The following is a 16,642-nucleotide window of genomic DNA, read 5'->3' on the forward strand; positions in this document are numbered from 1 at the left end:
TTCACCTTACTGATACCGTTTCCGGCATTCATCGGCGATGGCATTTTCGGCCGGGTCCGTCAGTTCCTGCCCATTGTAAAGAAGCTGTCCGGAAGCAATGTCGAATTCGACAATCCCGACATTCACCTCGGCTTCCGCCAGCTTCGGATTATAACTTTTCAATAAATCCTTTAACGGCAAGGCGAGGTTTACATAGATCTGATCGGGAATATTCGTGCGTTCGTCCTCAAGGTCCGCGGGCGCGACAGGTTTGCCATGTACGTCAACGCCCGGCTGATAGGTGACATCCGGTGACTGTTTGTATTTCACGATCTGCTCGCAAGCAGAGCGGGATACTTCAAGCCGTATCTCGTCCTCCGCCACGGCGGTTGCCGCAAAAAGCCCCATGAGCATCGCCGCCACAAGAAACCGGAACATCGTCCTGTCGAACCTCCTATATATCCTGGAAATAGGCCCGGATATCAAACAAATCAAGGTCGACAATTGTCCAGACAATGATAAACAGCAGGGTCGTAATCACCGTTGTCATAGCGAATTTTGTCCATATGCGGGGGTTTGACGGGGCGCTCTCGACCGTACCGGGCTCGATCTCCCCTTCATCCTCGCTTTGTGGTTTCACCCCCCAGGGCAACACCGTAAAAAGGACGAGCATCCAGGTAATCGTGAATATGACAACGCCGCCGACAATGGACATTCTATGCTGCCTCTATACCTGTTCCAGTTCGACAAGAGTTCCGCTGAAGTCCTTGGGATGCAGGAATAAAACCGGCTTCTTATGGGCGCCGATCTTCGGCTCTCCATCCCCCAGCACCCGCGCACCCTTCGCTTTCAGCTGATCCCGCGCCGCGATGATATCCTCGACTTCATAGCAGACATGATGGATACCGCCAGATGCGTTTTTCGCCAGGAAACCCTCAATCGGGGAGTTTTCCCCAAGAGGATGGAGAAGCTCGATCTTGGTATTCTCCAGCTCGACAAATACGACGGTCACGCCATTGTCGGGCTCGTCCTGCGGTGCGCTGACTTTCGCGCCCAGCGTATCACGGTAAACCGCCGTGGCGGCCTCAAGGTCGGGGACCGCAATGGCCACATGATTCAATCGTCCAATCATCTTGTTATATATCCTTACTCTTCCTCAAATCTGATGACGTAGATATCCGTAATCGGCCGCCGCCCGGCAAGCCTGCGAAACACCCGGCGAACCGCATTATGCGCCGATAACTCAACCTCGTCGTCATCCAGTTTTTCGCTTTTTTTCAAGCGGTTATGATTATCTATTATCTGTTCTCTCAAGTCTTTTTGCAACTGCGGAAACAGGGTTTCATCCAGCACGCCCCGTAGTCGTATTATCGGATCCTCTGTTATTTGGCCCTTTTCATTGACAAAGACAACCCCGCTGACGCTGCCGTTATAGACAAGGCGGCGGCGGGTCGAGAGAAATTCACCGTCCAGCGGGGTCAGGCCCCCGGCATCGACCGCAAGCCGGCCCGAGGGGACATTGGCAATAATACCGGCCTCTCCCGGTGCAAGCTTGAGAATATTTCCGTTGGTGATCTCAATCGCCTGTTTCACGCCGAGAGACAGCGCCAACTCACAATGGGCTCGGATATGCCGCGCCTCCCCATGGACCGGGATCGCGATCTCGGGCTTCACGATCCGATACATATCGGTCAGCTCCTCCCGCGCCGGATGGCCCGAAACATGAACGAATTCATCAGCTTCGGTGATAACATTGACACCAGATTCAGTAAGCTGGTTATGCAGCCCATAGAGTGTCTTCTCATTCCCCGGAATGACTTTCGAGGAAAAAATCACCGTATCCCCCGGTGAAAGTTCAACATGGGAATGCTCCCCTCGAGCAATCCGCGCCATCGCCCCGCGAGGCTCTCCCTGACTGCCGGTACAGAGGAGCAGTATCTTGTCCCGCGGGATATGGCCCACATATTTTTCATCAAGAAATGGCGGCAAGTCATTGAGATAACCCGATTTCTTCGCCGCCTGCGTCATTCTATGCAGGGAACGGCCGACCAGCACGACGTGCCGGTCATTCCGTTCGGCAACGCTGGCAATCGTCATAAGCCGGGCAATATTGGAGGCAAAGGTTGTGACCGCGATCCGCCCAGACGGAATACCCCGCAAGAGCTGGTCAAGACTGTTTTGCACATCCTGTTCCGAACCGGAGACACCTTCCTTGAAGACATTGGTGGAATCGCAAATCATCGCCAGAACGCCCGCTTCGGAAACCTTCTGCATTTTGGCAAGGTTGCTGGCCGGACCGACGACCGGATCCGGATCAAGTTTCCAGTCGCCGCTATGCAGGACGCGGCCGTAAGGAGTCGTGATCATCAGCGCCTGCATTTCCGGTATGGAATGGGTGAGGTCAACAAAGTCGATATGGTAATCGCCGAGAGAGACGGAGCTGCCCGGCGCAATCACATTCACCTCAACCTCATCCTCAAGCTCCTCCTCCGCCAGTTTGAGAGACAGGATTTCAGCCGTAAACGGGCTCGTATAAACCGGACAGCGAAATTTCGGCCAGAGACGGGCAACCGCCCCGACGTGATCCTCATGGGCATGGGTCACAATAATCGCAAGCAGGTCTTCGCGCCGCTCTGCGATCCAGGCGGCATCGGGAACAATCACATCGATGCCCGGCGCCCGGTCATCGGCAAAAGAAATCCCGCAATCGATCATCAACCATTTCCCGTCGCAACAGTACAGGTTGAGGTTCATGCCGATTTCCCCGCTGCCGCCGAGGGGGAGGAAATAGAGACCCTCCTTTAAGTCGCGATCAATATTGCTCATATGGAGTGTCAGCTATTCCTGTAAAAAATTTCAACAAGCCCCGCGAGGGTCAGATCGCCGTTCACAATCTCGATCATCTCCGTTCCGCGCGAGAACAGCGGCGCGAGACCGCCGGTTGCGACTGTTTTCATCTCGCTGCCATATTCGTCTCTGATGCGCGATACCAGCCCCTCCACCATCGCGATATAGCCGCAGTAAATGCCGGCCTGCATACATTCGATCGTATTCTTGCCGATTACCCGCTGCGGCCGTTCTACGGCGATGCGCGGCAGCTTGGCCGCCGCCCGATAAAGCGCATCAAGGCTGAGATTGACGCCCGGCGCGATCACGCCACCGATATAGTTTCCGTCTGCATCAACGACATCGAAGTTCGTCGCGGTTCCGAAATCGATCACCACCAGCGGACCGCCATAGAGCGAATGAGCCCCGACAGCGTTGACCAGACGGTCCGCCCCCGCTTCGGACGGACGGTCGATCAACGGTGTCATCCCAAGATCCACATTTGATTCCCCGATGACAAGGGGAGTCACACCGAAATAGCGGCGGCAAAATCCTTTGATGTTGAAAAGGGTTTCCGGCACCACTGTCGCAACAATTGCGTGGGTCACATCATTGAGCTTTAACCCGTCAATCGCCATCGCCTGGCTGAGCCAGACGCCATATTCCTCTGCCGTACGGGAACCGGACGTCGATATGCGCCATTCATTGACAAGCGTCCTGTCCTTATAGGCGGCACAGGTAATGTTCGTATTTCCAACGTCAATTGCCAGTAGCATGGACATCTCCTTGGGTTAGCTGACGGGAGGGACTATAAACACTTCTCCCGCCGAGATCAGCTTTCTTTCACCAGTATCCAGTATAAGCGCGAGCGCCCCATTATCTTCCAGCCCGGCGAAGGTTCCCTCCAGTGTTTCATCGGAGAGTTTCACCGTTATCCGCTCTCCAACGCCGGTGGCATGGGACAGCCATAACTCGCGGATCGGCGCAAAATCATACTGCTTCCAGGTCGCATAGAGCTCAAGGAATGCATAGGAATAGGCAGAGAGCAATGACTCGACCGTAACCTTCGCGCCCGCTTCCTTAAGCGATATGGCAGGCAGGCCATCGGTAGATTGCGGATAACTCGCGATATTGATGCCGGTGCCGACAATCACGTAATCCATCATGCCATTAGGCTTTACTTTGCTTTCGAGCAGGATACCGGCGGATTTGCGCCCGTCTATGAGGACGTCATTGGGCCATTTCAACCGAAGAGAGGTTTCCGGGTTCAGGAATGTCGCAATGGCTTGCCGAATGGCAAGGGCCACCAGAAAGGAAAGCCGGGCCGCTGCGGCCGGATCACAGTCAGGGCGGAGGATCAGCGAGCAGTACAGATTCCCCTCTGGACTGACCCAGCTGCGGCCGCGTCTGCCAACACCCTGTTCCTGCCGTTTGGCCCAGACAATCTGTCCCTCCGGCGCGCCGGCTTCGGCGAGATGTCGGGCCTCGACATTCGTACTGCCGACAGTATCGAAAGCCGTAAGCTTAAAAAAGGGCGGAATATCTATTCCGCCAACATCGGGTTTGATCACGGGAACAGCACAGCCGCCGCAGCCTCCGCCCCTTCAAGCAAGGGAGCCGGGAAAATAACGAAGAAGGCCACAAACAGGCCGGACGCCGTCATGATGATCGTCTGGGTCCGGCTCACCGGTTCGAACCCTTCTGCCGCATCATCGAAATACATGATCTTGACGATACGGAGATAATAATAGGCACCGACTACCGAGGTCACCAGACCGACAACAGCAAGCGGGACAAGACCTGCATTGACGGCCGCCACGAAGATGTAGAATTTTCCAAAGAATCCGGCGAGCGGCGGAATACCGGCGAGGCTGAACATAAACAGCAACAGGAAGAACGCCATCCAGGGACGCGTCTTGCTGAGACCGGCAAGCTCGGAAATATCCTCCACCATCCCGTCGCGCTGCCGCATGGAGAGGATACAGGCAAATGTGCCGATATTCATCACCACATAGATCGCCATATAGATCAGAACGCCACGCACCCCCTCTTCCGTGCCCGCCGCGAGACCGACAAGCGCATAGCCGATATGACCGATAGAGGAGTAAGCCATCAGCCGCTTGATATTCTTCTGGTTGATGGCCGCAAAGGCACCAAGGATCATGGAGGCAATGGAGACAAAGACGATAATCTGCTGCCATTGATCGACAAGATCGCCAAAGGGCGTGACGAAAACCCGGAGGAACAAGGCAATCGCCGCCACTTTCGGGGCCGCTGCGAAGAAGGCTGTGACGGGTGTCGGAACCCCCTCATAAACGTCCGGTGCCCACATATGGAACGGCACGGCGGAGACCTTGAAGGCGAGACCTGCGATGAGGAAAACGAGGCCGATCAGCAGACCGACGCCAGCCTCCACCTCCCCGCTCATGAAAGTATCGCGTAATACATCGAAATTTGTCGTACCGGAGAAGCCGTAGATCAGCGAGACGCCATAGAGCAACATGCCCGAGGACAGGGCCCCGAGAACAAAATACTTCAGACCGGCCTCCGTCGAGCGGACGCTGTCGCGTTTGAAGGCGGCCGTCACATAGAGGGACAAGCTCATCAGCTCGATCCCGAGATACATGGTCATGAGATCATTCGCCGAGATCATCACCATCATGCCCAGCGTGGCTATCACGATCAGGATCGGAAACTCGAACCGGACCAGCTTTTCGCGCTTGTTGAAATCAATCGACATGATGATGGCAAAGGCGGACGCGCCCAGGCACAACGTCTTCATGAAGACGGCAAAATTGTCATCGCGATACAGCCCGCCGAAGGTGGTAACCGTCGCATGGCTTTCAAACTGAACCAGAAAACCCGCACAGATGAAAGCGAACACGGACAGCCAGGAAATCAGGTTCGTGGACTTGTTTCCGCGAAAAGCGCCGACCATAAGCAGCGCCATGGCAACACAGGCGAGGAATATCTCCGGAAGGGCGATTGAAAAATCGGGCAAAACCATTTCTTGAACCTACCTACTTAGCCGCGTTGAGTATTGTTTTACTGGCCTCAATGGCCGTCTCATGCTGATCCATCAGATTGGTCACCGAAGCATGCATAACGTCGAGGAACGGTTCCGGATAGATACCGATCCAGAAGGCCACGATGATCAGCGGCGCGAAGATCATTATCTCGCGGCGGCCCACATCCATGATGTTTTTCAGGTCCTCTTTCACCAGTTCGCCGAAGACAACCCGGCGATAGAGCCAAAGGCTGTAGGCCGCGCCAAGGATAACGCCGATCGTCGCGATAAAGGCCACGGTCGTATTGACCTGATAGGCGCCAACCAGGATCAGAAATTCACCGACGAAACCGCTGGTGCCGGGAAGGCCGATTGTCGCCATCGTAAAGATCAGGAAGATCAGCGCATATTTTGGCATGCGATTGACGAGGCCGCCATAGCGGGCGATCTCACGCGTATGCAGGCGGTCATACACCACGCCGACACAGAGGAAAAGCGCGCCAGAGACAATGCCGTGGCTGATCATCTGCAGAATACCACCTTCAAGGCCCTGCTGGGTGAATGTAAAGATACCGATGGTAATAAAGCCCATATGCGCGACAGACGAATAGGCGATCAGCTTCTTCATATCCTTCTGCACCAACGCGACGAGCGAGGTATAGATAATCGCGACAACACTGAGGGCGAAAACGAGCGGTGCGAAATACTCCGATCCTTCCGGGAACATCGGGATCGAGAATCGCAGGAACCCGTAACCACCCATCTTCAGAAGGACACCCGCCAGAATAACCGAGCCCGCCGTCGGCGCCTGCACATGGGCATCGGGCAGCCAGGTATGGACCGGCCACATCGGCACCTTGACGGCAAAGGACGCAAAGAAGGCAAGCCACAACCAGAGTTGCAGATGCGGATCGAAACTAAAGTCGATCAGGGTCGGAATGTCCGTTGTACCGGCAATGAAATACATGGTGATCATCGCCACCAGCATCAGGACGGACCCGATCAGCGTATAGAGGAAGAACTTGAAGCTGGCGTAAACCCGCTGCGCGCCCCCCCAGACACCGATAATCAAGAACATCGGAATCAGCCCCGCCTCGAAGAAGAGGTAGAACAGCACCATATCGAGCGCGCAGAACACGCCGATCATCAGCGTTTCCATAATCAGGAACGCGATCATATATTCGCGCACCCGCACCGTAATCGCCTCCCAACTCGCCAGGATACAGAGTGGCATCAGGAAGGTGGTGAGGATAATGAACAGCATCGAAATACCGTCAACGCCCATATGATAGTTGATGTTGTTGCCGAGCCAGCTTCCCTTTTCCACGAACTGGAACGCCGCCGTATCCGCATCGAAGTTGATCCAGATAAAGAGCGAGATGACGAAGGTGAACAATGTCGTCCAGAGCGCCACCCAGCGGGCGTTGCGGGCCGCTGATTCTTCCTTGCCACTGGTCAGCAGGATCAGCAGCACCCCGATCAGGGGCAAGAATGTCACCGTTGATAAGATTGGCCAATCAAGCATGACTTAATGTCCACCCGCGAAGAAAAAGTAAGAAACAAACGCCGCGACACCAAGAAGCATGGCAAACGCATAATGATACATGTAGCCGCTCTGCAACTGGGAGGCGCGGCGCGCCAGCACAAGAACGCGCCCGGCGATGCCATTCGGCCCCAGCCCGTCGATCACCTTGCCATCACCGAACGTCCAGAAGAAACGGCCAATAGCCTTGGCGGGACGCACGAAGACGAAGTCGTACAGCTCGTCGAAATACCATTTGTTCAGCAGGAACTGGTAGAGCGCCGAATGCGTCTTGGCGAGCTGTACCGGAATGTCCGTGCGGCGGATATACATGTTGAACGCCACCAGAATACCAAGTGCCGTCGCGATCAGCGGGGTCGCAATGACCCATCCCGGGACATCATGGAAATCATGCATGATGTGGTTTTCCGGCTTGAAGAAGAGCGCATTGCCCCAGAATTCCTCATACCCGTGGCCGACCATAAAGGGATAGAAGATCATACCGGCAAAGACCGCACCGACCGCCAAGACATAGAGCGGGATCAGCATGACATTCGCGCTTTCATGGATATGCGACATCACTTCCTTGCTCGCGCGCGGCTCGCCATGGAAGGTCATGAACAGCAGACGCCAGGAATAGAAGGCCGTCAGCACTGCCGCCGCAACGCCCATCCAGAAGGCATACATGCCGACATTGCTGCCGGAGGCAAACGCCGCTTCAATAATTGCATCCTTCGAGAAGTAACCGGCAAACCAGGGAACCCCGGCAAGCGCCAGCGATCCGATCCACATCATCACATAGGTGATCTTGATATGCTTCCACAGCCCGCCCATGTTGCGCATGTCCTGCTCATCGGAAACCGCATGAATGACGGACCCCGCGCCGAGGAACAGCAGCGCCTTGAAGAAAGCATGGGTGAAAAGATGGAAGATGGCGACCGGATAAGCGCCAACGCCAATCGCAAAAAACATATAGCCGAGCTGTGAGCAGGTCGAATAGGCGATCACCCGCTTGATGTCATTCTGCACAAGACCGATGGTTGCGGCAAAGAAGGCAGTGGACGCGCCGATTACTGTCACGAACATCAATGCATCGGGCGAATATTCGAAAAGCGGGGAACAGCGGGCCACCATGAAGACACCCGCCGTCACCATCGTCGCCGCATGGATCAGCGCGGACACCGGTGTCGGGCCCTCCATGGCGTCCGGCAACCAGGTATGCAGCCCGAGCTGTGCCGATTTACCCATGGCGCCGATAAACAGCAGCAGGCAGAGCGTCGTCAGGATATCGACCTGATAACCAAGAAATTCAAAGCTCTGTCCAACCTGATCCGGCGCGGCGGCAAAAACCTCGTCAAAACTGACGGAGTTGAAAACGAAATAGATCCCCATGATACCGAGCGCAAAGCCGAAGTCGCCCACGCGGTTGACAACAAAGGCCTTGATCGCCGCTGCGTTAGCCGTTGGTTTCTTGTACCAGAAACCGATCAGCAGATAACTGGCAAGGCCGACCCCTTCCCAGCCAAAATAGAGCTGGACGAAGTTATCAGAGGTGACCAGCATCAGCATCGCAAAGGTGAAGAGCGACAGATAGGACATAAACCGCGGCTTGTGCGGATCATGGGACATATAGCCGATAGAATAGACATGAACGACGGCAGACACCGTGTTCACCACAACAAGCATTACCGCCGTCAGGCTGTCGATCCGGAGCGCCCAGGACACATCGAAATCACCGGAATCGATCCAGGTCAGCAATTCCACGACTTCCGTCGTCTGTTGAAACGCAATCTGGTACAGCGAAATCCAGGAGAGAATGGCGGCGATTATCACCGCGCCGCTCGTAACCAGCTGGCTTCCCCGATCGCCGATGGAGCGCCCAAACAGGCCGGCAATCAGCGCCGCGAGCAATGGCAGAAAAACAATGAGGACGTACATCATGATACTGTCTTAACCCTTCATGTGATGAATGTCCTCAACCGCAATCGTGCCACGGTTTCGGAAGTATACGACGAGAATGGCAAGCCCGATGGCCGCCTCACCGGCCGCCACCGTCAGGATGAACAGCGCGAAGACCTGCCCGACAAGATTGTCCAGATAGGCGGAAAAGGCGACGAGGTTAATATTGACGGCGAGCAGCATCAGCTCCACCGACATCAGGATCACGATGACATTCTTCCGGTTCAGGAAAATGCCGAAGATACCGAGGGTCAGCAAGATAGCGGACACTGTCAGGTAATGTGCAAGACCGATTTCCATGTTCCCCCCTACACGCCCTGTCCGGGCTCGACCTTGCGGACAGCCATTGACTCTTCCGGCCGACGATAAACCTGTTTCGCAATATTCTGCCGGCGCACTCCGGCGCGCTGACGATTGGTGAGGACAATCGCACCGATCATCGCCACTAGCAGGATCATGCCGGCAATCTGGAACAGATAGGCATATTTTGTATAGATCACATGTCCAAGCTGTTCCGTATTCGTTAGATCAGAGACAATCGGCGCCGTTTCCGCGCCGACCCTTATCGCATCGGGCGACAGGGCCCAGCCGCTGACCACCAGGATCAGCTCAATTAATAGAATCAAACCGACCAATCCCCCGATCGGCAGATACTGCAAAAAACCCTGGCGAAGTTCGGCAAAATTGATGTCCAGCATCATGACAACGAACAGGAACAGAACCGCAACCGCTCCGACATATACGACGACAAGGATCATCGCGAGGAATTCCGCCCCCAGCAGGACAAACAGCGCCGCCGAGTTAAAGAAGGCCAGGATCAGGTAAAGTACAGAATGCACGGGGTTTTTCGCCGAGATCACCATAAAGGCCGAGGCAATGGTCATCGCCGCAAAAAGATAGAAAGCAATCGTCGAGATAATCATCGCGCCCCTCTTCCCGTGAATATCAGTTCCGTTTTGCACATAGCTGTCACTTGTTACTTTCGATTATCTGTAGGGCGCGTCAGCGACCAGGTTCTGGGCAATTTCCTGCTCCCAGCGGTCCCCGTTATCGAGCAGTTTCTGCTTGTCGAAGAAGAGCTCTTCCCGGGTTTCGGTCGCGAACTCGAAGTTCGGTCCCTGCACAATGGCGTCCACCGGGCAAGCCTCCTGACAGAAACCGCAATAGATGCATTTGGTCATATCGATGTCATAGCGGGTGGTCCGCCGACTGCCATCGTCGCGCGGCTCAGACTCAATCGTGATCGCTAGCGCCGGACAGGCCGCCTCGCACAATTTGCAGGCGATACAGCGCTCTTCCCCGTTGGGATAGCGGCGCAGCACATGCTCCCCGCGAAACCGCGGGCTGAGCGGGCCCTTTTCATAGGGATAGTTGATGGTCGCTTTTGTCTTGAACATATAGCGGAAGGTCGTCGCCAGACCGGTGACGATTTCCGCCAACAGCAGACTGCGTGCCTGTTTATCGATAAAGCTCATATTCAAACAGCCTTTTCACTATCTCGTTTCACCTCCGCCCGTTCGGACGAAGGACATTCAATCATTCTTTCCTATGCCGGGATCATGTCGAAATAGACAAGGAAACCGGCCGTCAATATCACCCACAGCAGTGAGAAGGGTAAAAATACTTTCCATCCGAGCCGCATCAGCTGGTCATAGCGATAGCGCGGCAAGGTCGCGCGGACCCAGATAAAGACAAACAGCAACAGGGCGATCTTGATCCCGAACCAGATAATTCCCGGAATCCATGTGAAAATCGCCCAATCGGCCGGCGGCAGCCAGCCACCCAGGAACAGAACGGTGCAAATACCACTCATCAGGATCATATTCGCATACTCACCCAGGAAAAAGAGCGCAAACGCCATCGAGGAATATTCCGTCTGATACCCGGCGACCAGCTCCGCTTCTGCCTCCGGCAAGTCGAAGGGATGCCGGTTGGTTTCCGCAAGGATCGAGACGAAGAAAATGATGAACATCGGGAACAGCGGGATAAACCACCAGTTCAAGAGACCGAGGCTGCCCTTCTGCGAGAGGACAATGCCTGTCAGGTTCATCGTCCCGGCGCATAGCAGGACCGTCACGATCACAAAACCGATCGATACTTCATAGGAGACCATCTGCGCGGCCGAGCGCAAGGCGCCCAGAAAGGGATAGCGTGAGTTGGAAGCCCAGCCCGCCACAATGATTCCATAGACACCGAGCGAGGAAATCGCGAACAGATACAGCACGCCCACATTGATATTGGCCAGCACTATCCCTTCATCAAAGGGAATAACCGCCCAGGCAATCAGGCTCAGGATAAAGGTGAGCATCGGCGCCACAAGGAAGAGGACCTTGTTGGCGCCTGTCGGCACGACAGTTTCCTTAAAGAACAGCTTGGCGCCGTCAGCAAGCGGTTGCAGCAGGCCGAACGGTCCCACCACATTCGGCCCCTTGCGGAGTTGCATCACTGCCATGACTTTCCGCTCATACAGCGTCAGATAGGCCACCGCGACCAGCAGCGGCACCACGATCAGCAGTATCTGGCCAACAATAATCAGCGCGGGGAGCAGGTAAACATCCCAGAACTCAACCATTTGTGCCCGTCCCCTCAGTTTTTACTTTAGAAAAGGCCGCACTGCACTGGGCCATAATCCGGCTTGACCGCGAAATCGGATTTGTCAGGTAATAATCGGTGATCGGATTGACGAAAGCGCTGTCTTCTGTCGCGCCCTCTGCCCCGAAGTCCTCCCAGGGCGCCGGTGTCACCACATCGATATCGGCGAAATGCGGTGCCGCTTCCATCATCGCTGCCCGAAGTTCGGCCAGTGTGTTGTAAGGCAGGGTTTTGCCAAGCTTCTCCGAAAGCGCCCGGAGAATCGTCCAGTCCTCGCGCGCATCACCGGGAGGGAAAATCGCCCGCCGACCAAGTTGGGGCCGTCCTTCCGTATTGACCCATATGGCATCCTTCTCTGTATAGGCCGCGCCCGGCAGGATAACATCCGCGGCAGAGGCACCCGCATCACCATGACTGCCCTGATAAACCACAAAGCTGTTGCCGAGCTTTGAGGTGTCAATCTCGTCCGCGCCCAGCAGGAAGAGAACATCCAGCGATCCATCCAGCATATCCGATGCAGATTTGCCCCCCTCTCCCGGCAGAAGACCGAGATCAAGGCCACCAACACGGGCCGCCGCCGTATGGAGCACGTTGAAACCGTTCCAGTCATCGGAGAAAAGACCGAAGTCATCAGCGATCTTCTTGGCGAGAGCGAGTACCGCCGCCCCGTCAGATCTACTGAGCGCGCCCTGCCCGACGATGATCATCGGACGTTTTGCCTTTTTCAGAGTTTTAGCAAAAGAATGCTTGCCCGAGGCAACATCTGCCAATGTCGCGGGACCGGCGCCCAGATATTCATGCCCATAACCGAGATCACGCTGTTCACCCAACAGCGCGATCGGAAAGTTCCCCATCTTCCAGCGTTTACGGATGCGAGCATTGATCAGGGCCGCCTCATGACGCGGGTTGCTGCCGACAATCAGCAAGGCGTCCGCCTCTTCAATCCCGGCAATCGTGCTGTTGAAAAGATATCCGCTGCGAACAGCGGGAAGTGCGGCACCGTCCTGACGGCAGTCAATATTCGGGGAGCCGAGAAGATCCATGAGATCTTTCAGCGCCTTCATGCTTTCCGTACAGACAAGATCACCCGCAATCGCACCGATTTTCGTGCCGTCAAGGCCATCCAGCTTGGCGGCAATTGTCTCAAATGCCTCACTCCAGCTCGCCGGTTGCAGCTTGCCGTCCTTGCGGACATAGGGCGTATCCAGCCGCTGTGTCTTCAATCCGTCATAGGAAAAACGGGACCGGTCCGAGAGCCATTCCTCATTCACGTCTTCATGAAGACGCGGGAGAATGCGCATGACTTCCTTGCCGCGGCTGTCGACGCGGATATTCGCTCCGACAGCGTCCAGCGCGTCAATGCTCTCAGTCTTGGAGAGTTCCCAGGGGCGGGCCGCAAAGGCATAGGGTTTCGATGTCAGGGCGCCGACCGGGCACAGATCGATGATATTACCGGATAACTCACTATCCAGCGCCTGCTCCAGGTAGGTCGCAATTTCCATATTCTCGCCACGGTTAATCGCCCCGAGATCTTCGACCCCAGCCACTTCCGTCGCGAAGCGGACACAGCGCGTGCAATGAATGCAGCGGGTCATGGTCGTCTTGATCAGCGGTCCCATATTCTTCTCGGCAACCGCGCGCTTCATCTCATGATAGCGGCTGTTACCGGAGCCATAGGCCATTGACTGATCCTGCAAGTCGCATTCACCGCCCTGGTCACAAATCGGGCAATCCAGCGGGTGATTGATCAGAAGGAACTCCATAGCCCCTTCCCGGCCTTCCTTCACTTTCTGGGTATTGGTATGAATCACCATGCCATCACCGGCGGGCATGGCGCAGGAGGCGATAAGCTTCGGCGCCTTCTCCATCTCCACCAGGCACATGCGGCAGTTCCCGGCGATCGATAGCCGTTCGTGATAGCAAAAGCGCGGGATTTCCGCGCCCGCTTCCTCACAGGCCTGAAGGACCGTGGTTCCCGGCTCGACTGTTACTTCTATACCATCTACTGTAAGTGTCGGCATTCTTCACTCCCCACGTACGGCCTCAGGCCGCCCGCGCAGCCTTCCGTGATTTGATACGTTCCTCGATGACCGGGCGGAAATGCCGCACCAGCCCCTGAATCGGCCATGCCGCCGCGTCACCAAGGGCGCAGATGGTATGGCCTTCAATCCGTTTTGATACATTGATCAGCATGTCGATTTCCTCAACCTCCGCATCTCCGGAGACGAGACGCTGCATCACCCGCCACATCCAGCCGGTACCCTCACGGCACGGTGTGCACTGGCCGCAGCTCTCATGCTTATAGAAATGCGACAGACGCTCAATCGCGCGGATCACATCCGTAGATTTATCCATGACGATAACGGCCGCCGTCCCGAGACCGCTCTGCGCGTCGCGCAGGCTGTCAAAATCCATCAGCATCGTATCGCAGATTTCCTTGGGCAGCAGGGGAACCGAGGATCCCCCCGGAATAATGGCCAGCAGGTTATCCCAGCCGCCACGGACACCGCCCGCATGCTTCTCGATCAGTTCCTTCAGCGGAATGCCCATTTCCTCTTCGACATTGCAGGGCTTGTTGACATGCCCCGAAATACAGAAAAGCTTGGTCCCGGTGTTGTTTGGGCGGCCAAGACCGGAGAACCAGCCCTCCCCGCGCCGGAGGATTTCCGGTGCAACCGCGATGCTTTCAACGTTATTGACCGTCGACGGACAGCCCCAGACGCCAACGTTGGCCGGAAACGGCGGTTTCAGGCGCGGCTGACCCTTGTTGCCCTCAAGGCTTTCAATCAGCGCTGTCTCTTCACCACAGATATAGGCTCCGGCTCCGCGATGCAGATAAATATCGAAATCATAGCCCGACCCCGAAGCATTCTTGCCGATCAGACCATCTTCATAGGCTTCCTGAATGGCAATTTCGAGATTGATGGCTTCCTGCACGAACTCGCCGCGAATATAGATATAGGCAGCAACGGCTCGCATGGCGAAACCGGCCACCAGGCAGCCTTCCAGAAGGCGATGCGGATCGAACCGCATAATTTCCCGGTCCTTGCAGGTGCCGGGCTCGGATTCGTCGGCATTGACCACGAGGTAGCTCGGACGACCATCCGATTCTTTCGGCATGAAGGACCATTTCAGTCCTGTCGGAAACCCGGCGCCCCCGCGACCGCGCAGGCCGCTTTCCTTCATGGCATCGATAATTCCGTCCTGCCCCATCTCGATTAGGGCCTTGGTATTGTCCCAGATGCCCCGGGATTTCGCCCCGGCAAGCTTCCAGTCATGGATGCCGTAAAGGTTGGTGAAAATCCTGTCTTTATCTTTCAGCATCAGGCGTCCCCCGTCTTTTCCAGCAATGTTTTCGGGCCACCTTCCGGCGCGGAATTGATCCGGTCTATCTGCGGTCCCTTCGGCGCCTCTTCCCCCCTGGCAAGCTTGTCGAGAACAGCCTCGAAATTCTCGGCGTTCAGGTCTTCGTAGAAATCATCATTGATCTGCACGACCGGCGCGTTGACACAGGCACCAAGGCATTCGACCTCAAGAAGGCTGAACATGCCATCTTCCGTCGTCTCGCCGCTGCTGATACCAAGCTTGTTCCTGCAAACTGCCTCCAGGTCATCGCTGCCGCGCAGCCAGCACGGGGTCGTCCGGCAAAGCTGCAGGAAATATTTCCCGACCGGTTTGAGATTATACATGGTGTAGAAGGTCGCGACCTCCAGCACCCGCATATAGGGGACATCCAGAAACTCGCCGACATATTCCAGCGCTTCCTTGGGGAGCCAGTTTTCGTTCTGGCGCTGCGCCAGATCAAGCAGCGGCATCACCGCGCTTTGCTGACGCCCTTTCGGATATTTGGCGATAAAGACCTTCGCCTTCTTCACGTTCTCGGGCGTGAACTCGAACGCCTTGCCCGTTTCAATGACCTGACTCACCGATCCACCTCACCAAATACGATATCCAAACTGCCCAGAATTGCTGACGCATCCGCCAGCATATGCCCCTTGGTCAGGAAATCCATTCCTTGCAGATGAGCAAATCCGGGCGCCCTGATCTTGCAGCGATAGGGCTTGCTCGATCCATCCGATACCAGATAGACACCAAATTCCCCTTTGGGCGCTTCCACCGCCGTATAGGTCTCCCCTTCCGGCACCTTGACCCCTTCGGTATAATGCTTGAAGTGATTGATCAAGGCCTCCATGGAGGTTTTCATGTTTGCGCGGCGCGGCGGGGCCACCTTCGGGTCCGTCGACATTACCGGTCCCGGCTTCATCTGATCCAGACATTGCTCCATAATTCGCAAGGACTGGCGCATTTCCTCCATCCGCATCAGATAGCGGTCAAAGCAATCCCCATTCAGGCCAACCGGAATATCAAAATCCATCTTGCCGTAAACATCATAGGGCTGGCTTTTGCGCAAATCCCATGCAAGACCGGTAGAGCGCAGCATGACACCGGAGAATCCCCAGGCCATCGCATCCTCTTGCGAGACAATGCCGATATCGACATTTCGCTGCTTGAAAATGCGGTTCTCAGTCAGCAAGGCCTCTATGTCATCAAGGACTGCCGGAAACTGCTTGATGAAGGCGCGAATGTCTTCTTCCAGCTTCTCAGTGATATCCTGATGGACGCCGCCCACGCGGAAATAGGCCGCATGCATGCGGGCACCGCTGGCCCGTTCATAGAACTCCATCAGCGTTTCCCGCTCGACAAAGCCCCAGAGCATCGGCGTTGTTGCTCCGACATCCATGGCCTGCGCGCAGACA

The 16,642-nt window shown here is 55.8% G+C and carries 17 protein-coding genes; all 17 read right to left on the reverse strand.

The features are described 5' to 3' along the window. Positions 1-6: 6 nt before the first annotated feature. The gene (locus AAC599_RS16885; RefSeq protein ID WP_340151578.1) at positions 7-417 is read right to left on the reverse strand and encodes a hypothetical protein; all 411 of its coding nucleotides are present in this window, start codon (positions 415-417) and stop codon (positions 7-9) included. A gap of 16 nt (positions 418-433) precedes the next feature. Further along, on the reverse strand, positions 434-694 hold the full coding sequence (locus AAC599_RS16890) for a DUF1467 family protein (protein WP_340151579.1): 261 nt from the start codon (positions 692-694) through the stop codon (positions 434-436). 12 nt (positions 695-706) lie between these two features. Next, a complete protein-coding gene (mce, locus tag AAC599_RS16895; RefSeq protein ID WP_340151580.1) occupies positions 707-1,111 on the reverse strand; it encodes a methylmalonyl-CoA epimerase in 405 nt (134 codons plus the stop codon). 14 nt (positions 1,112-1,125) lie between these two features. Then, a complete protein-coding gene (locus AAC599_RS16900; protein ID WP_340151581.1) occupies positions 1,126-2,805 on the reverse strand; it encodes a ribonuclease J in 1,680 nt (559 codons plus the stop codon). Positions 2,806-2,813: 8 nt separating this feature from the next. After that, positions 2,814-3,581, reverse strand: a complete 768-nt coding sequence (locus AAC599_RS16905) for a type III pantothenate kinase (RefSeq protein ID WP_340151582.1) — start codon at positions 3,579-3,581, stop codon at positions 2,814-2,816. A gap of 15 nt (positions 3,582-3,596) precedes the next feature. Beyond that, the gene (locus tag AAC599_RS16910) at positions 3,597-4,376 is read right to left on the reverse strand and encodes a biotin--[acetyl-CoA-carboxylase] ligase (protein ID WP_340151583.1); all 780 of its coding nucleotides are present in this window, start codon (positions 4,374-4,376) and stop codon (positions 3,597-3,599) included. Continuing rightward, entirely contained in the window at positions 4,373-5,806 is a 1,434-nt protein-coding gene (gene nuoN, locus AAC599_RS16915) for an NADH-quinone oxidoreductase subunit NuoN (protein WP_340151584.1), read from the reverse strand. Before nuoN ends, AAC599_RS16910 begins: the two co-directional genes overlap by 4 nt. A 19-nt stretch (positions 5,807-5,825) precedes the next feature. Further along, positions 5,826-7,337: an NADH-quinone oxidoreductase subunit M gene (locus AAC599_RS16920; protein ID WP_340151585.1), complete on the reverse strand. Its 1,512-nt coding sequence runs from the start codon at positions 7,335-7,337 to the stop codon at positions 5,826-5,828. Between the two features lie 3 nt (positions 7,338-7,340). Then, complete coding sequence (nuoL, locus tag AAC599_RS16925; RefSeq protein ID WP_340151586.1) at positions 7,341-9,275, reverse strand: NADH-quinone oxidoreductase subunit L; 1,935 nt, start codon at positions 9,273-9,275, stop codon at positions 7,341-7,343. Between the two features lie 9 nt (positions 9,276-9,284). Further along, positions 9,285-9,593, reverse strand: coding sequence for an NADH-quinone oxidoreductase subunit NuoK (gene nuoK, locus AAC599_RS16930; RefSeq protein ID WP_339634776.1), 309 nt, complete (start codon positions 9,591-9,593; stop codon positions 9,285-9,287). 8 nt (positions 9,594-9,601) lie between these two features. After that, positions 9,602-10,255: an NADH-quinone oxidoreductase subunit J gene (locus AAC599_RS16935; protein ID WP_340151587.1), complete on the reverse strand. Its 654-nt coding sequence runs from the start codon at positions 10,253-10,255 to the stop codon at positions 9,602-9,604. 24 nt (positions 10,256-10,279) lie between these two features. After that, positions 10,280-10,768, reverse strand: a complete 489-nt coding sequence (nuoI, locus tag AAC599_RS16940) for an NADH-quinone oxidoreductase subunit NuoI (RefSeq protein WP_340151588.1) — start codon at positions 10,766-10,768, stop codon at positions 10,280-10,282. Between the two features lie 71 nt (positions 10,769-10,839). Next, on the reverse strand, positions 10,840-11,865 hold the full coding sequence (gene nuoH, locus AAC599_RS16945) for an NADH-quinone oxidoreductase subunit NuoH (protein ID WP_340151589.1): 1,026 nt from the start codon (positions 11,863-11,865) through the stop codon (positions 10,840-10,842). Continuing rightward, the gene (gene nuoG / locus AAC599_RS16950; RefSeq protein WP_340151590.1) at positions 11,858-13,906 is read right to left on the reverse strand and encodes an NADH-quinone oxidoreductase subunit NuoG; all 2,049 of its coding nucleotides are present in this window, start codon (positions 13,904-13,906) and stop codon (positions 11,858-11,860) included. Before nuoG ends, nuoH begins: the two co-directional genes overlap by 8 nt. A 22-nt stretch (positions 13,907-13,928) precedes the next feature. Beyond that, entirely contained in the window at positions 13,929-15,209 is a 1,281-nt protein-coding gene (gene nuoF / locus AAC599_RS16955; protein WP_340151591.1) for an NADH-quinone oxidoreductase subunit NuoF, read from the reverse strand. Further along, positions 15,209-15,811, reverse strand: a complete 603-nt coding sequence (nuoE, locus tag AAC599_RS16960; protein WP_340151592.1) for an NADH-quinone oxidoreductase subunit NuoE — start codon at positions 15,809-15,811, stop codon at positions 15,209-15,211. Before nuoE ends, nuoF begins: the two co-directional genes overlap by 1 nt. Further along, positions 15,808-16,642 (reverse strand): NADH-quinone oxidoreductase subunit D (locus AAC599_RS16965; RefSeq protein ID WP_340151593.1); only part of this gene is annotated, 835 nt, incomplete at its 5' end. The genes nuoE and AAC599_RS16965, both read right to left, overlap by 4 nt.

This window comes from uncultured Sneathiella sp. (assembly GCF_963976355.1).
GTDB lineage: Bacteria > Pseudomonadota > Alphaproteobacteria > Sneathiellales > Sneathiellaceae > Sneathiella.